Origin of the sequence: Bifidobacterium sp. UTBIF-68 (assembly GCF_006408855.1) — a bacterium.
Lineage (GTDB): Bacteria > Actinomycetota > Actinomycetes > Actinomycetales > Bifidobacteriaceae > Bifidobacterium > Bifidobacterium reuteri.
Window position 1 is genome coordinate 38,903 of record NZ_JFAN01000032.1, and the last position, 16,028, is coordinate 54,930.

General features: G+C 62.9%; 8 protein-coding genes and 1 pseudogene. 1 reads left to right on the forward strand and 8 read right to left on the reverse strand.

Annotation, left to right across the window (positions count from 1 at the left end; translation table 11 throughout):
* Positions 1–196: 196 nt before the first annotated feature.
* The 8 genes and pseudogenes from BW14_RS09545 to BW14_RS09575 all read right to left on the reverse strand — a co-directional run bounded on the left by BW14_RS09545 (position 197) and on the right by BW14_RS09575 (position 12,829).
* The gene (locus BW14_RS09545) at positions 197–4,600 is read right to left on the reverse strand and encodes an ATP-binding cassette domain-containing protein (RefSeq protein ID WP_181162367.1); all 4,404 of its coding nucleotides are present in this window, start codon (positions 4,598–4,600) and stop codon (positions 197–199) included.
* A 484-nt stretch (positions 4,601–5,084) separates the two neighbouring features.
* A complete protein-coding gene (locus tag BW14_RS12580) occupies positions 5,085–5,957 on the reverse strand; it encodes an ATP-binding cassette domain-containing protein (protein ID WP_375138442.1) in 873 nt (290 codons plus the stop codon).
* A 63-nt stretch (positions 5,958–6,020) separates the two neighbouring features.
* Positions 6,021–6,119: pseudogene (locus tag BW14_RS12585) on the reverse strand (ATP-binding cassette domain-containing protein); the annotation flags it as partial.
* A gap of 167 nt (positions 6,120–6,286) precedes the next feature.
* Positions 6,287–7,405, reverse strand: coding sequence for an ABC transporter ATP-binding protein (locus tag BW14_RS09555; protein WP_052382081.1), 1,119 nt, complete (start codon positions 7,403–7,405; stop codon positions 6,287–6,289).
* Positions 7,402–8,304, reverse strand: coding sequence for an ABC transporter permease (locus BW14_RS09560; protein WP_181162368.1), 903 nt, complete (start codon positions 8,302–8,304; stop codon positions 7,402–7,404). The genes BW14_RS09555 and BW14_RS09560 overlap by 4 nt, the downstream gene beginning before the upstream one ends.
* A 143-nt stretch (positions 8,305–8,447) precedes the next feature.
* On the reverse strand, positions 8,448–9,449 hold the full coding sequence (locus tag BW14_RS09565; protein WP_219847192.1) for an ABC transporter permease: 1,002 nt from the start codon (positions 9,447–9,449) through the stop codon (positions 8,448–8,450).
* Positions 9,450–9,508: 59 nt separating this feature from the next.
* Entirely contained in the window at positions 9,509–11,089 is a 1,581-nt protein-coding gene (locus BW14_RS09570) for an ABC transporter substrate-binding protein (protein WP_140462569.1), read from the reverse strand.
* 258 nt (positions 11,090–11,347) lie between these two features.
* Positions 11,348–12,829: an MFS transporter gene (locus tag BW14_RS09575; protein WP_140490412.1), complete on the reverse strand. Its 1,482-nt coding sequence runs from the start codon at positions 12,827–12,829 to the stop codon at positions 11,348–11,350.
* Between the two features lie 853 nt (positions 12,830–13,682).
* On the opposite strand from BW14_RS09575, the gene BW14_RS09580 reads away from it, so the two are divergent.
* A complete protein-coding gene (locus BW14_RS09580) occupies positions 13,683–15,506 on the forward strand; it encodes a long-chain fatty acid--CoA ligase (RefSeq protein WP_140490414.1) in 1,824 nt (607 codons plus the stop codon).
* Positions 15,507–16,028 lie beyond the last annotated feature (522 nt).

Consider the following 16,028-nt stretch of genomic DNA (forward strand, 5'->3'; position numbering starts at 1 on the left):
TGCGGCATGTAATACCGTTCATCATTACTGCGGTGCGGAATGCTTCGATGCTTCGGCTGGAAAACCTTCGATAATGTGGATTGCCGCACTTCGGGCGATCATTATGGATGTTGTGAATTGCGGAAAACTCGCTCATAAAATGTGAAGCTTCGCCTAAAACTCGCTCATGAAATGCTGTATCCGCACCAATAAAGCCTCAATCAAGATGCAGCGTGCGGTCGGCGACACGCATGGCGGATTCCCGGTGGGAAACCAGAATCACTGCGGCAGCATGGGATTCCGCGCTCTGGGATGCAGTAGCTTGAGATACCACGCCTTGAGATTCGGCAGATTGCGATTCAGCACCTTGAGTTTCGCGAGATGCGTGGCCAGACGCCGCTCCCTGCGGACCGGGCACGGACGCAGAAGCCGCTTCCGGCTGGGATTGAGCGGCGTCTGCATCCTGAGCCAGACCGCGAATCGACCGCAGGATGATGGCCTCGTTCAACGCATCAAGCCGGCTGGTGGGCTCGTCGAACAGCACGATGTCGGCATTGCGCAGGAAGACGCGCGCCAGTCCGATGCGCTGACGTTCGCCTTCGGAGAGGCGGTCGCCCAGCTCGCCAACCTGGGTATCGAGCCCATTGGGCAGCGAGTCAACGAGGTCCAATACCGATGCCTTCGCCAGCGCTTCGCGCAGGCGGGCATCCAACGGGGTGACATTCGTGGCCGAAACTGCCGGTGCGGACTGGACAGCTGAAGTGGAGGGGACAGCTGAAGTGGCGGAAGCGGACTGCGCTTCCGGAGTCGGCTGTACCACCGAATCCGCAGCCGATTCCACAGTCGTCTTCACAGTCGTATTCACAGTGTCATCCGCCGCGTATCCGGCGGCTTCGATCACCGATTCGGGCAGCGCGATCAGCAGATTGTCGCGGATGGTGCCGTCGAACAGGTACGTATCCTGACCCATCATGGCCTGCACGCGGCGGCGATGATGAGCATCCACCTCGGGCAGCGGCGTACCGGAGAGCAGCACGCGGCCGGACTGCGGATCCCAATAGCGCATCAGCAGTTTGAGCATCGTGGACTTGCCACGGCCGGACGGACCTTGGACGCCGAGGATGCCGTGGCGCGGGATGTCGAGCGTGAAGTCGTCGAGGATGGCGCGGGAGGGACTATTGCCGTCATTCCCGCCCTCGCTCTTCGCAACCGCCGCGGCAGACGCAGTGGTCTCCGACGCTTCCGACGCGGCAGACACGGCAGACCCGGCGGCATCCGGCGCAGCCGTCGGATAGGCGAAGGTGACGTGGTCGAGCGTCATGCCCTGATAGTCGGGCTTGCTGATTCCGGTTTCGATGACGGCCGGGGCTTCGTCCATGATGCCGAAGAGCCTGCGGGCGGCGGCGAACGTCTGGGTGAGGTTCGCCGGCAGGGCGCTCAGGGCCAGGGTGGGGCCGAATGAGCTGGTGAACAGCACGAACGCGGCGACCAGCGCCGGAATGCGATGCGGGTCAGCGGCAGCGAGCGACAGCACCAAGGCCAGCATCAGCATGTTGAGGGCGATGACGATGAGGCCGCCGATGCCGGCGAATCGCCCGTTGACACGGCTGAGTCTGGCGTGGTCGCGCCACAGGGCGCGGGTGCGGTCCTCGATGGCGCGGGCTCGGTCCTCGCCACGGCCGAAGCGGATGATCTCATCCAGGCCGCGCATGTCATCGAGCATCACGTTGTCGAGCTGGCCCGCGGCGCCTCGGATCGCCGGACCGAGGTTGCGCACGCCGGTGGCGAAGAACTTCGGGATGAGCACGCCGACCACGAGATGCGAGGCGACCAGCGCGAGCGCCATCCACGGGTTGAGCGTGGCGGCGATGATCGCGTACACGATGGTGGTGGTGATGGCGATGGCCACCGGGCTGATGGTGTGCGCGAAGAAGATTTCGAGCAGCTCCACATCGGTGGTGAGCATCGCGATCAGGTCTCCCTTGCCCTTGCCGGCAAGCTTGGCGGGCGCGAGTCGACGCAGGGCCGCGAAGGCCTTGGAGCGGAAGAGCGCGAGCAGGTGGAAGGCCACGTTGTGGTTGAGATACTGCTCCACATACCGGGTGATGCCGCGCAGCAGGGCGCAAATGATCATGCCAGCGACAGCTGGACCGACGCCGATGCCCCACACCGGATTGCCGGCGAGCGCGAAGCCCGCGACGATGCCGAACACCGGCAGGAAGGTGGCTGCGAGATGACCGATGGAGCCGGAGACAGTGGCCGCGACCATGAGCTTGGTGAGCGGGGCCGCCACCTTGAGCAGTCGCGTGACGGTCTGGAAGGTGGTGAGCCGGGCGGGGACTACGGTTGCGTTGGAGCCGGTAGCCGTAGTGCTGGGCACTGCATCCGGGTCGCTGTCTGCTGCGGTATCGGAGTGTAATGTGGCATCGGCAGGGACTACGGCGGCACCGGCGTGGGCATCGGTGGCGGCGTTGGTGCGGTCAGCGGCATCCGCGGCATCCGCATCGGCTGCAGCAACACCAACCGTCTGCTGCGTATCCTGTCCGGCATCCGAAGCGATGTTCTCGATGGCGGCCTGCGTGGCATACAGCTCGGCATATCTGCCGTGGGCCGCCAAGAGCGACGCATGCGTGCCAGTCTCCACGACGTGCGCATGGTCGAACACCACCACCTGATCGGCATGTCCGGCATTGGCCATGCGGTGCGTGATCATGATGACCGTCTTGCCGCCGACATGCGCCAGCTCGCGAATCGTGGCGAGAATCAGTTCCTCGGATTCCACATCCACACTGCTGGTGGCCTCGTCGAACACGAATATCGGGGAGTCATGCAGCAGCGCACGGGCGATGGCGATGCGCTGGCGCTGTCCGCCGGACAGGTTGGCGGCGTCCGGTTCGATCGTCATGTCCAGACCGGCCGGCTGGCTGCGCACGAAGTCGGCGATGCGAGCCTGTTCGAGCGCGGCCCAGAGTCGTCGCTCCACAGCGTCAGAGGAATCAGCGGCATCCCCAACATCGCCGGAGTCAACGGAACCGTCAGCGTTTACGGAATCGGCCGCGGCATAGCCCTGCGGCAACGCCATGGTCAGGTTCTCGCGCAGCGTGCCGGCGAACAGATGACTGCTGGCGCCGATCAAGGTCACATTGCGGGCCAGAGTCTCGCCGGACAGCTCGCGTGATTCGACTCCGCCGATGGTGAGCGAGCCCTGATAGCCTTCCAAGGTGCCGGCGATGAGGGCCGCAGCCGTCGATTTGCCTGAGCCGGAGACGCCGACGATGGCGGTCAGCTCGCTGGGCCGTGCGGTGAAGGACACGTCGGCGAGGGCCTGCGTGGCAGTGGATGCGACATCAGAAGTGCTTGCCCCGGCATCCGTGTAGGAGAACGAAACATCCGAGAACTCGACTTCGAGCGACGGGCCCGCCTCGCCTCGGGTGGACGCGGGCAGGTTCGCACTGCCGTGCGCGGGTTCGGGCGCGTCGAGCAGTGCGAAGATGCGCTTGGTGGAGGTCATGCCGTTCATGGCCACATGGAAGAACGAGCCGAGCTGACGCATTGGGATGAAGAATTCGGCGGACAGGAGGACGATGAACAGCAATCCGGCCAGCGTGAGCGGGAATCCGGAACCGAACGGCATCAGATACTGCAGGCCGTAGGCCACATAGGCGAGCGGGCCGGGCAAGTGCGCGGCCATGTCGATGGGCTGCCAGACCGTGCCGGGCATGTAGGTGCCGTCAGTGTGCGCATAGCGCCACAGGGCCACGCCGATGCCGGCCGCGGCACCGCCGTAGGCCACCACATCCATGGCCGTGAGCGAACGCAGTTGGATCTGCAGCACGCGCATGGTCATCACGCGGAAGCCTTCGGCCTTCCTGTCCATGTCTGCGGCGGCACGGTCGTCGGCGTCGAAGTTCTTGAGTGTCTCGAGTCCCTGGAGGTTGTCGAGGAAGGCGGCACCCATGTCGGTGTAGCGGCCCCAGTACTTCTTGAAGGCGCGGGCGGCGGTCATTGAGACCATGCCGGTGACGATGATGATGAGCGGCGCGCACAGCAGCATGGTCAGGGCGGAGGGCATGTCTATCGGCGCGATGACCGCGAACAGCGTGATCGGCGCGAGAATCGCGTAGAAGAGCTGCGGCAGGAACAGTTCGAAGAAGCTTTGGATCTGTTCGACGCCTTCGCCGGCGGATTGCACTACGTCGGAGGTCTTGACGCGGGAGGCATAGGAGGGGCCGAGGCGCAGCATCTTGCGGTACAGTTTGGAGCGCAGCGCGAGCTTGACCCGTTCGGCGGCCTCGGTGCCGAGGCGGGCCGACCCGGTGGTGGTGGCGTAACGGATGGCTGCGCACACGATCATCAGCAGTACGTAAGCCAGCAGGTCACCGGTCATCGGTGTGGCTTCGAGGCCCGGAACATCAAACAGGTTGGCCGGGCAATCGGCCGACGATGCGGCATCGCACGCGAAGAGGTGCGGGTCGGCGAGAACGAGCAGGCCCTGCAGCAGCATGACCACGGAGAGCATGAAACCGATGTTGGCCAGCAGCCCCACCCACATCAATGCCACTTTGCCGGCCACGAGACCTTTGAGGCCGGGCGCTAATTGAAAGAGCCGTTTATCGAACATGCTTCTCCTGTAATTCTCAATGTGTCATGATGCGTAATGTCATCTCATGCAATCTGTTTCACCGTAATGGAAATGCCCGGCACACGCTAGTACCTCCTAACGAGAATTCGCTCACAGCCGGATTGCTCTGCATTGTCCTTTGCACGAAGCTCATTCGGCCTTGCGTGGGGGATAACTGCCTTCAATGAGGTACATTTGCCTTCTTGCGGAAAGGCATCTGCCTTCAATGAGGTACCTCAACCGCAATACAGCGAGTACAACAATTGCAATGGCGGCACTTATACTTCAGGTTTCCCATATGCGGTACCTCACTGAACGGAGATAGCTTTCCGCGAATGGGCTAATGTACCTCACCGAACGGAGATACGCCTTGCCAACCAGTTTTTCTGAAGTTCGCCTCGAGATTGCATCCACGGAGGTGGTTGGTCGGAGCTCAAAACCGGCTCAGCGTGTGGACGCTTCGAAACCGAAGAAGAGACATGCATTACAACGAGGCAGCGCCGACACTGCGGGATGCGGCTAGGAGGTCGCGGGCATATCGAGGGCCAGGATCGGCGAAGAATGCTGCGGTCGGCTTGCGCACAAGCACTTGGCCACTGCGCATAACCATGATGCTGCCTTGGGCATGTGAAGCCGTGAGCATGGAGGCACCTTGAGCAGGCGAATCCGCACATGGGGAGGCAGCGTCTACGGAGCCGGCGGATGCGGCCTCACCCTGCCCCGCATCATCACTGACGGTTCCACCGCACAACGCGTTGGCCACGCCCAGATCGTGGGTGATGAGCATGAGGCTGAGACCTCGGGTGCGGCGCAAATCAGCCAGAAGCTCCAAAACCTCGTGCTGCACCGAGACGTCCAACGCGCTGGTGGGTTCGTCCGCTATCAGCACGTCCGGATTCACAGCGAGCGCACGGGCGATGGCGATGCGCTGGCGCTGGCCGCCGGAAAACGCCTGCGGGCGGCGGGACAGCATGTCGTTCAGCTCGCTGACGTCGGCCGCTGCGAGCACAGCCGCAGATGCAGATGCGCCTGCGTCACTACCGGTGGTTCCCAAAACTGTATTCGCGCTCACGCCTGTGCCGGCCGAAGCACTATGGACACCGGCCGAAGCACTGCGAGCACCGGCCGAAGCAGCGCTAGCACCGACACCGCCTTGCACCGTCATGTTGCCGGTGTCATCAATGGCGTCGGAGTCGCCGCCCAAACCAACCATGCGCAGCAATTCGCGGCAACGCGCATCAACGGCCTCAGCGTCTGGATGCGGCCAGAGCGTCTTGTGCAGCAGCATGCCTTCGGCGAGGATACGGCGAATCGAATGGCTTGGGTTCAATGAGGAATCCGGATTCTGGAATACCATTTGGACACGTCGGCGTTGCTCGCGGGTGCGGCGAACCGGTGCCAGCACACGCCCGTCGAGCAGTACCTGCCCGGACGTGGGCGCGATGAGCCCGGCGGCGACCCGTGCGAGCGTGGATTTGCCTGCGCCCGACTCCCCCACGATGCCGATGGCCCCGCCTCGTGGCAGGTTGAGCGACACATGATCCACCGCCATAAAGCCGCTGTACTGCACGGTGATGTCGCGCAACGTCAGAATCACATCGGTTGATTGTGCTGGCAGCTCGACCGTATGTTCAGCGGTATGCTCGACCGTGTGCTCGACCGTATTGTGCCCGGCCATATGTGCACTCATGCTTCCGTCTCCGTGTTTCCAGTATTCCCGGTATTACCAGTATTCCTGGCCCCGTCCGTCAATTGCGCCCTCATATCAGTGGCAACTTCACCAGCATCCGGAATCGGCAGGACCGCGCTGACCAGCCGGCGCGTGTATTCATCCTGCGGATGCCGCAGGACCTGCTCGGTCGGCCCGGCTTCCACGATGTGCCCGTGCTGCATGACGATAAGCCTTGAACACAGTCGGGCGGCGACACCGAGATTGTGGGTGACGAACAGCATGGTCAGACCGAGCCGGTCTCGCAGATCGGCGAGCAGGTCGAGGATCTGCAGCTGCACGGTGACGTCCAGCGCGGTGGTCGGCTCATCGCACAGGAGGATGTTCGGATTGGTGGCGAGCGCGATGGCGATGCCGACGCGCTGGCATTGTCCGCCGGACAGCTGGCCCGGATAGCGGTCAGCCGCCCGCAACGACTCCGGCAAACCGAGCGAGACCAGCAGATCAGCGGCCTGCGCTCGGGCTTCACGGCGGCGGAGATGCCGGTTGTACCGCAGCACCTCGGCCACTTGCCGGACCACGCCGCTGAGAGGGTCGAGGGAAGACACCGGGTCCTGGAAAATCATCGCGAGGCGGGGAGCGCGGGAAGGTGCCGATGCGCCTGGGCGAACGCTCTCACGGGCAACTCCTCCAATCTGCTGTGCAGCCGTCTCCCCTTGCTCAGGAGGAGCCGGAAGAGTGGTGACACCAGCACCGCGAGAAACCCCGGCAGCCGCTGCCGGGAGTGGCGCAATGGTGATTGCCGACTCCGGATTAGCGAGCGTCACGCCTTCAGGCAGCAGTCCCATGACCGCGCGCAGGGTCAGGCTTTTGCCGGAGCCTGATTCGCCGACAATGCCCACCGCCTCTCCGGGAGCCACATCAAACGAGACGCCATCCACCAGCGGACGGCCAGTCAAAGAGGCGTGGATGAGAAGATCCCTTACTTTGACCAGTGACTGAGTCGGCGCTACGGCATCGGTGGAATCACCGGCAGTCGTGCAACCGCCGCCCAAAGCCGCATCAGGTCGCGCGGCGGCTTCGATATTGGCTTCGACCGACGAATCAGCTGCGGTTGTAGCCGCATCAGAACTCATGCCCGCCTCCTCATGTCGTTGAGCCCGTCGCCGATCAGGGCCAGCGCGATGCCGACCAGCACCACCGCGGCACCCGGCAGCGTGGACACCCACCATCGTGTGGCGAGGAAGGATTGCCCATCGGCGATCATCGTGCCCCAGTCAGGAGTAGGCGGCCTGACGCCGAGCCCCAGATAGCCGAGCGTCACAATCGCCACGAGCAGGGCGACCATGTCGCTGACCAGCACGATCACCGCCTGCGAGAGCACGTTCGGCAGGAGCTGGCGGAACAGGATCGAAGCGTCGGAGAAGCCCATCACGCGCGCGCTGTCCACCCATTCGGCTCCCGCGAGCGAGGCGATGGCGCCTTTGACCGTGCGCGCGAAGATGATCCACCCCATGATCAGGAACGTGAGGAATATGCCGGTGATGCCGGTGCCGGTGACGAACGCCACCACGGCCACCAGCAGATAGAACGGGAATGCTATGAGCGCGTCGGAGAGCAGCGTGATGATGCGGTCCGGCCAACCGCCGTAGTATCCGGCGACGAGCCCGGCGCACGTGCCGATGAGGAACGGCAGCAGTTCGACGCCCACCATCAAAGTCAGATCGACGCGCCCGGCCGCAGCCACGCGCACGAGCAGATCGCGTCCGAGTTGGTCGGTGCCGAACGGATGCGCGAAGGATGGCGGCTGCAGCATGGAAGGGATGTCTTCGGCGGTGGGGTCGTATGGGGAGACGGCCGGGATGATGATGGCCGCAAGCACTATTGCGGCGAGCAGTGCCAGACCCGCGATCAACGTATGTGGTAGGCGATGCTCCAACACGCGCAGCCGCAACGAGTAACGCGAAAGCACGTTCTTCGGCTGCTTCGAGCCGCGTTGCGGAACCTGAGAATCACTGTTATGCTCAACTGCCACCGGTCGAGATTGCCGATGCTGTCGGGCCCGTTCTGGCGACGGGGAAGACGACGTAGCATTCTGTCCGAAAAACATCATGGATTGTTCGTGTGGCCTTTGCATAGACGGTACATGGCGCGATTCTGAAGCTGGCGTCCGCATGGTCACATCGCACCCCCGGCTGCCGCGCCATTCCGCTCGCCGGCTGCCGCGCCCCGCACACGGTAGTCGATGAGTCCGCCAGCGATCTCGACGACGACCGAAACCAGCACCACGCCCAGCGCGCAGTAGATGGCGATGGCCTGGATGAGCGGGAAGTCGCGCGCGGTGATGGCGTTGAACAGCAGCGACCCTACACCCGGCAGGCCGAACACCTGCTCCACCACCAACGTGCCGCCGACCAAAAACGAGATCTTCATGCCGTACAGTTGCAGGGCCGGCAGGAGCGCGTTGCGCAGCACATGCCGACGGATCACACGCTCGGGCAGGTGGGCGGCACGTAAGGTCACGACGAAATCAGACCCGAGTACTTCAAGGATCCGTGTGCGCAATGACCGCACGATAAACGGGGTCTGGGCGAGGGCGATGGTCAGCGAGGGCAACGCCATCGAATACAGCATGCCGTCGATGCCCGGCTGGACACCGCCCACCGGGAAGATCTTGAGCGTCACGGCGAACAGCAGGACGAACACGAGTCCGACCCAGAATTCAGGCATGCCGAGCGTGATTGTCGGCACGATGCGCACGAGCTGGTCCACCCAGCCGTCTTTGTGCAGCGCCGCGGTCATGGCCAGCGGCAAGGAGATCGCCACGACGAGCACCGCCGAACAGCCTATCAGCCACAGGGAGACCGGCATGCGGCTCAAGACCAGCGCGCGCGAGGATGCGTTGTAGGCAATGGATAGGCCGGTGTCGCCGGTGGTGAGCAGGGTGGCGATGAACGAGGTGAACTGCCGCCAGAGAGGCTGGTCGAGGCCAAGGCGGCGATGCATGTCGGCGATCTGCTCGGGCCGGGCCTTGAGCCCCAGCACCATCTGCGCCGGGTCGCCGGGCACCAGTCGCACGATCAAAAACACGCCGACGGTGACCAGAGCGAGCACGAGCAGCATATGTACGACAATGCCGCCCAGCCATCGGACGAGGGCGGCATGTCGTGAAGTAATCATGGTGGTTATTGTACGGCTACGGGAACCGGTACGGCTATAACCCGGGTAAGAACCGGGAATCAGCCGAGGGTGACGTCCTGGAAACGGACGGAGTTGTTCGGCAGGACTTCGAGGCCGTTCACGTTCTTGCGCAGTGCCTTGACGATCTGCGGGGAGTATAGCGGAATGTACGGCACCTCGTCGGCCAGGGTCTGCTGGATCTTCTCGTACAGGTCGGCGCGTTCGTCGCCGTCCGGGGTCACCTGCGCCTTCTTGAGTTCGGCGGTGACCTCGGGGTTGGAGTAGCTGGTCCAGTAGGACTTGCTGAAGCCGTCCGGGTCCGCCTGGAAGTCGATGATCGAGTCGGCGTCCGGGTAGTCGGCCTGGGCGGAGTTGATCATGATCTGGTAGTCGAACGCCTTGAAGCGGGAGCGGAAGGTGGCGATGTCCACCGAGTCGATGTCCAGCTTGACGCCGACCTTGGCGGCCGCGGACTGCAGGAGCTGCGCGGCCTGAGAGTAGGCGTTGTTACCGGAAGCGAGCAGGATCTTGGCCTCGAAGCCATCCGGGTACTTGGACTGGGCGATCTCCTCCTTGGCTTTGGCGAGGTCGTTGTCCACCGGCTTGATGGAGTCCTGGGTGCTGTATTCGATGGCCTTGGGCAGCACGGTCTTGGCGGTGTCCGCGTGGCCGAACGAGACGGCCTTGGTCACGTCGGCGCGGTTGAGTGCGTAGGCGAGCGCGCGGCGCACATGCACGTCGGCGAAGTGCTCGTCGGCGGTGTTGAAGAAGAAGGTATGGGTGACCCAGCTGCCGGCGGTCTCGACCTTGGTGTCGTTGCCGTTCTCGAGCTCGTCGAGGTTCTCGAGCGCCGGGTCCTCGATGCCGTCCACCTGGCCGGTCTTGAGCTGGTTGACGGCCTGCGTGCCGTCCTCCACAAGCTTGTAGACGAGCTTGCTAATGCCCGGCTTGCCCTTCTGCCAGTAGTTTTCGTTCTTGGTGAAGGTCAGGTCGCCGGACTTGTCCCACTTGGAGACGACGAACGGGCCGGTGCCCACCGGGTTGGCGAAGAAGTCGGCTTCGGACTTGCCGCCGAAGTCCTTGGGCACGATGCCGTTGGAGAAGTTGGCGAGTTCGGCGAGCAGCGGGGTGTACGGGCTGTTGAGCTTGATTTCGACCGTGTGCTCGTCCGGTGCGGTGACGGATGAGATGTCGGCGGTCAGCGGCAGGGCGGCGTCCTTCTCGGCCTGATGCTGCTGGATGGAGAAGACGGCGTCTTCTGCGGTGACGTTCTTGCCGTTGGAGAACTTGAGGCCGTCGCGCAGGGTGAACGTGTAGGTCAGGCCGTCGTCGGAGATCTGGTGGGACTTGGCGAGCCAGTCGATGATTTTGCCGTTCTTGTCGAAGCTGACGAGCGGCTCGAAGATCTTGTCGATGGCGAACGCGTTGTTGGAGGTGATCTCGGTCCACAGGTTGAGCGAGCTCACGGCGGCGGAGCGCGCGTAGGTGAACGTGGTCTGGCCGCCGGATGCGCTGGTGCCGGTGGCGGACGTGGTGGAGCCGCCGGTCTGCGAGCATGCGGCGAGCGAGATCGCGAGCACGGCGGCGGTCGCGGCCGTCAGCGCCGTGCGGATGGCACGAATGGTGCTGGTCTTCTTCATCTCTGATTCCTCTACTTGGTTCTCTGTATCTGCTGTTTCAGGTGTGACTACTGCCCGCCGTGCGAACGGGCTGAACACGCGTATGCCTGAATATGCAAGAGCGCAGTCCATCCTAGGAGGGACTGCGCTCTGGTGCAATCGCGGTCTTGCCGCTTCGCTATCGGCGTTGGTTAGCGCCGGCTATCAGCTCGGCGGTAGCTCAGCGATGGCCGACGTCGATGGCCAACATCGATGAAGGACACGGCAAAGTCATGCATGTCAGGCGACTGCTGCGGCGGCGTCGGCTGCGGCGTCCGCCTTGGCGCGACGGTCGGCCAGCGCGGCGCGGATGGCCGGCTCGTTCTTTTCGAAGCGACGGTAGAAGAGCATGATGAAGATGCAGATCGCGTACACGATGATCGGCAGCCAGATGAAGCAGAACTGGATGGCGTTCAGGGCCTCGGGGGTCTGCTGCTGGTTGGCCACGTAGCCAGCGGCGGCCATGATCTTGGAGGGGATCAGGTTGCCCAGACCGGAACCGAACTGGATGCAGAAGGAGGCGCCGACAGCGGAGAGCAGGCCGGCGGCGCGGATGCCGTTCTTCCATTCGCCGTAGTCGACGGTGTCGGCGAGCATCGCGAACGGCATGGCCAGAGCCATGGCGGCGCCGAGGATGGAGATGGTCCAGAAGACCACGAACAGCGCGAAGCTGTTGGAGGCGGTAAGCAGAAGCAGCTGGCCGACGATGGCCATCACCATGCCGAGAATCATGGTGTCGGTCTTGCCTGCCTTGCCCAGCTTCTTGGACAGCGGCGGGATGAGGAAGGTGGTGATCAGACCGAGGATCTGCATGCCGTTGAGCACGGTGGCGAGGTTCTCGTTGTTCAGGTTGTACTTGGCGTAGTACACGGCCACGGACATGCGGTCCTCCTGAGCGATCCAGAAGATGACGAATGCGATGATCAGCGTGATCCACGGCCAGTTGCCCTTGATGGCGTGCAGGCTTTCCTTGAACGGCAGCGGGTTCTGGGTCTTCGGATCGTAGTTGTGCTCGCGGATGTTGCGGAAGGCGAACCACAGCAGGACCACGGCGATGACGCCGTAAACCGCGAAGGTGAACATGAAGCCGACCTTCTGGTTGGTCTCGCCGGTGATCGCCTTGCCTGCCCAGTTGACCAGCGGCAGGGTGCACACGGCGGTGATGAAGGTGCCGAACAGGCCACCGGACAGACGGAAGGTGTTGGCCTTCACACGCTCGGCCGGGTCGGGGGTGAGGTTGGAGAGGATTGCGGTGATAGGCGTCTGGATGCCGGTGTAGACGAGGCCGGCGGCGAGGATGTAGGTGACGGTGGCGTAGACGACCTTGCCTGCCGGCGGCAGGTCAGGGGCGGTGAACGCCAGGAACACGGTCAGTGCGAACGGCACGGCCATCCACAGGAAGAACGGGCGGGACTGGCCCCACTTGGTCTTGGTGTGGTCGACGATGGAGCCCCAGACCGGGGCGGAGATGCAGTCGCCGATACGGGCGATCAGCAGGATCCAGCCGGCAGCGGCGGCGGTGATGCCGAACACGTCGGTGTAGAAGAACATGATGTAGGTGCCGAGCGAGGAGTACAGCAGGTTGCCTGCCATATCGGTGCTCAGGTAGGAGAGCTTCTCCTTCAGCGGCAGCACGCCATCGAAGTTCCCGTCGGCGGCTTCTCCTTGTGCTTTCGTGTTGTCCGTGGTCGTGGCCACGTGTCCAGTCAGGGCAACAGACATAGTGCTTCCTCTCTTACACGTCTGTTTTTGTTTTGAATTGATGACTTCATGTGTGTTTTATCGGTAATGGTTGCGCTATCACCGATTGCCGAATGGCATATTAGGAGGCGATTACGCACAAAAACGCTCAAAATCCTCCCTGCGCGCGAATCGTTGTGGAACTGTTATCAGCTGGTCCCGATTGTTGTCATTCCGTTATCGCGCCGTTGCGAAATCGTTATCGAGACACCGAAACATGACGAACCGGAGCGAGACACCCCATCGCACCGCGACCCCACCGCACCGCGACCCTCATCGCACTGCGACCCTCATCGCACTGCACTCCTCCTCGGCCCGTCCGCGTGCGTTTACTGCGGCTTCAGTACCCCTTACCTCACCAAACGTACGCTTACCGCCGCTCAGTGTACGTTTACCGAGATAACAGGGCGCGAAACCCCATCGTATATCCTGCATCAGTAGCTCTTTGATGAATTGACTACCCCTCAGTCCCGCCGGGCCAGCTCCCCTGACAAGGGGAGCCATATAAATCAACGGACTTACGACGCGGCACACAAGCGTACGTTTGGCGAGATGAGTGAAGCCGAACTTGTAGGCGATGCACAAAAGCGCACGCCGGACTTCTCCACTCCGCACAACGCGGCATCACCTACGCCAGCGTAACCTCTGTGAATAGCATGGCCGGGGAACCATCGTATGCGACACCGACCGAACGAACAGTGCTGCGGCATAGCACGCCAGCTATCGCACATAACAGCACACAACCATAACTTCACATAGCCCTACAGCCCACTTCCACAGTCATGATGAACGGCCACTTCACTCGGCAATCATCAATTAAGGAACAACAGCGCACATGCTCACCGAATACACCACCCCCGGCGAATCGATCGTGGTTCGCGACGATCAGACCATCTATTCCCTGCTCACCGACCGCATCGCCCGCACTGGCGAGGACACCGTGATCGCCGCCAGAAAACTCGGCCCCGGACACTGGCAGAACGTGACCACCGGCGAATTCCACAAAAGCGTGACCTCCGCAGCCAAAGGCCTGATCGCACTGGGCATCGGCAAGGGCGACGCAGTGACCATCTTCTCCTCCACCCGCCTCGAATGGGGCATTCTTGACTTCGCGCTGGCTGCGATCGGCGCGGTGAGCGTGCCGATCTACGACACGGATTCCGCCTCGCAGGCGCAGCGCATCATGAACGATTCCTCGGTCAAACTCGCCGTGGCGGACAATCGCGAACGCTTCGACCGTCTCGATTCCGTCAAGGACCACTGCCCCACGCTGCGGCAGATCCTGATGTTCGACGGCAATGCGCTGGGCGCGCTGGAAGGCTTGGGCGTGACCGTTTCCGACGAGGAGCTTCAAGAGCGCGTGGCTTCCGTGCACACCGACGATCTGGCCACGATCGTGTACACGTCCGGCTCCACCGGCAACCCGAAGGGCGCAGAACTGACGCATAAGAACTTCGTCTCGATCACAATCGCCGCCTCGCAGGCCCTGCATGAGGTGATTCTCGACAACCATCCGCGCCTGCTGCTGTTCCTGCCGCTCGCCCACTGCTTCGCCCGGTTCATCCAGTACGCATCGATTGCCTCCGACGATGGCGTGGTCGGCTATCTGCCGGACACCAAGTCCCTGCTGCCCGACCTGCGGTCCTTCGAGCCGACGTATCTGCTCGGCGTGCCGCGCGTGTTCGAGAAGGTCTATAACGCCGCTTCCCGCAAGGCCGGCACCGGCTGGAAAGGACGGCTGTTCGCCAAGGCCGCGGAGGCCGCGCGCACATGGAGCCGCAAGGAACAGGCTGGCGAGAAGCATACGCTGGCCGAGATCGCCGACCGCGCCAAGTACGAGGCTCTCGTGTACCGCACGGTTCGCGGCGCTCTGGGGCCCAAGATCAAGTACGTGGCCTGCGGCGGCGCTCCGCTGTCGTTGGATCTGGCGCACTTCTACAACGGCATCGGCCTGCCGATGATTCAGGGCTACGGCATGACCGAGACGGCGGCGCCGTTCGCCGCCACGCGCGTGACCGACAATGTGATCGGCACGGTCGGCCAGCCCGCACCCGGTTCGTCGATTCGCATCTCCGACGAGGGCGAGCTGCAGGTCAAGGGCCCGAACGTGTTCCGCGGATACCACAATCTGCCGGAGAAGACGGCCGAGGCGTTCACCGCCGACGGATGGCTGCGTACCGGCGATCTGGCGGAGATCGACGATGCGGGACGCATCACCATCACCGGGCGTATCAAGGACATCATCATCACGGCCGGCGGCAAGAACGTCTCCCCCATCCCGCTGGAGGAGGAGATCGCCAAGTGCCCGATCGTGGAGCACTGCGTGGTAGTGGGCGATCGCAGGCCGTTCATCGGCGCATTGGTGACTCTTGACCCGGAGTCGCTCGCCGTGTGGCTGCCTGCGCATGGGCTGTCCGTCGAAACCCCGGTGGATCGCCTGGCCGCGAACGCGGCGGTGCGCGAGGAGATCCAGCAGTATGTGGACAAGGCGAATTCCACGGTGTCGCGCGCCGAGTCAGTGCGTAAGTTCGCGGTGCTGGATACGCAGTTCACGCAGGATAACAAGTGTCTGACGCCATCGCTGAAGGTGGTGCGTCCGGCGGTGAACCGCGTCTTCGCCGATGTGATCGACAGCGAGATCTACAACGGCAAGCGATGAGCGGCTGCAGGGCTGGGGTGTTGCAGGGCCTGCAGGGCTGAGGGGCTACAAGCTGAAGGACTGAAGAGCCTGCAGAGCCCGAGGGATGAGGACTGAGAGCCCGGCAGGCTGAAGGGACTGCCGGGCTGAAGACAGAGTGCGGAGAACCGGAGAACTGACGGGCTGAGGAACACCGCTCGAGGGGCAAAGCAAACCTCACCGGGACAGGTTTCATGCCCCGATATCTCAGGGAAGGCGCATTGGGGTACGGGGACAGGCTTACTTGTCTCCGTACTCCAATATGCACGTCATTTATCCTTCAGAGACAGATTGTCCTGTCCCTGTAACTCGACAAAGATGGAAATCGCCTTCAGAGACAAGCTTTCCGGTCCCTGAAACTCTGTAAGGACAAAAACCGGCTTTCAGAGACAGGTTGCGTTGTCCCTGAAGCCCAATAAGCGCAGAAATCACCTTCCGGGACGGACTTTCTTGTCCCTGTAGGCCTGTACGCACGCCATCTGAGCTACAGGGACGGGTTTTCTT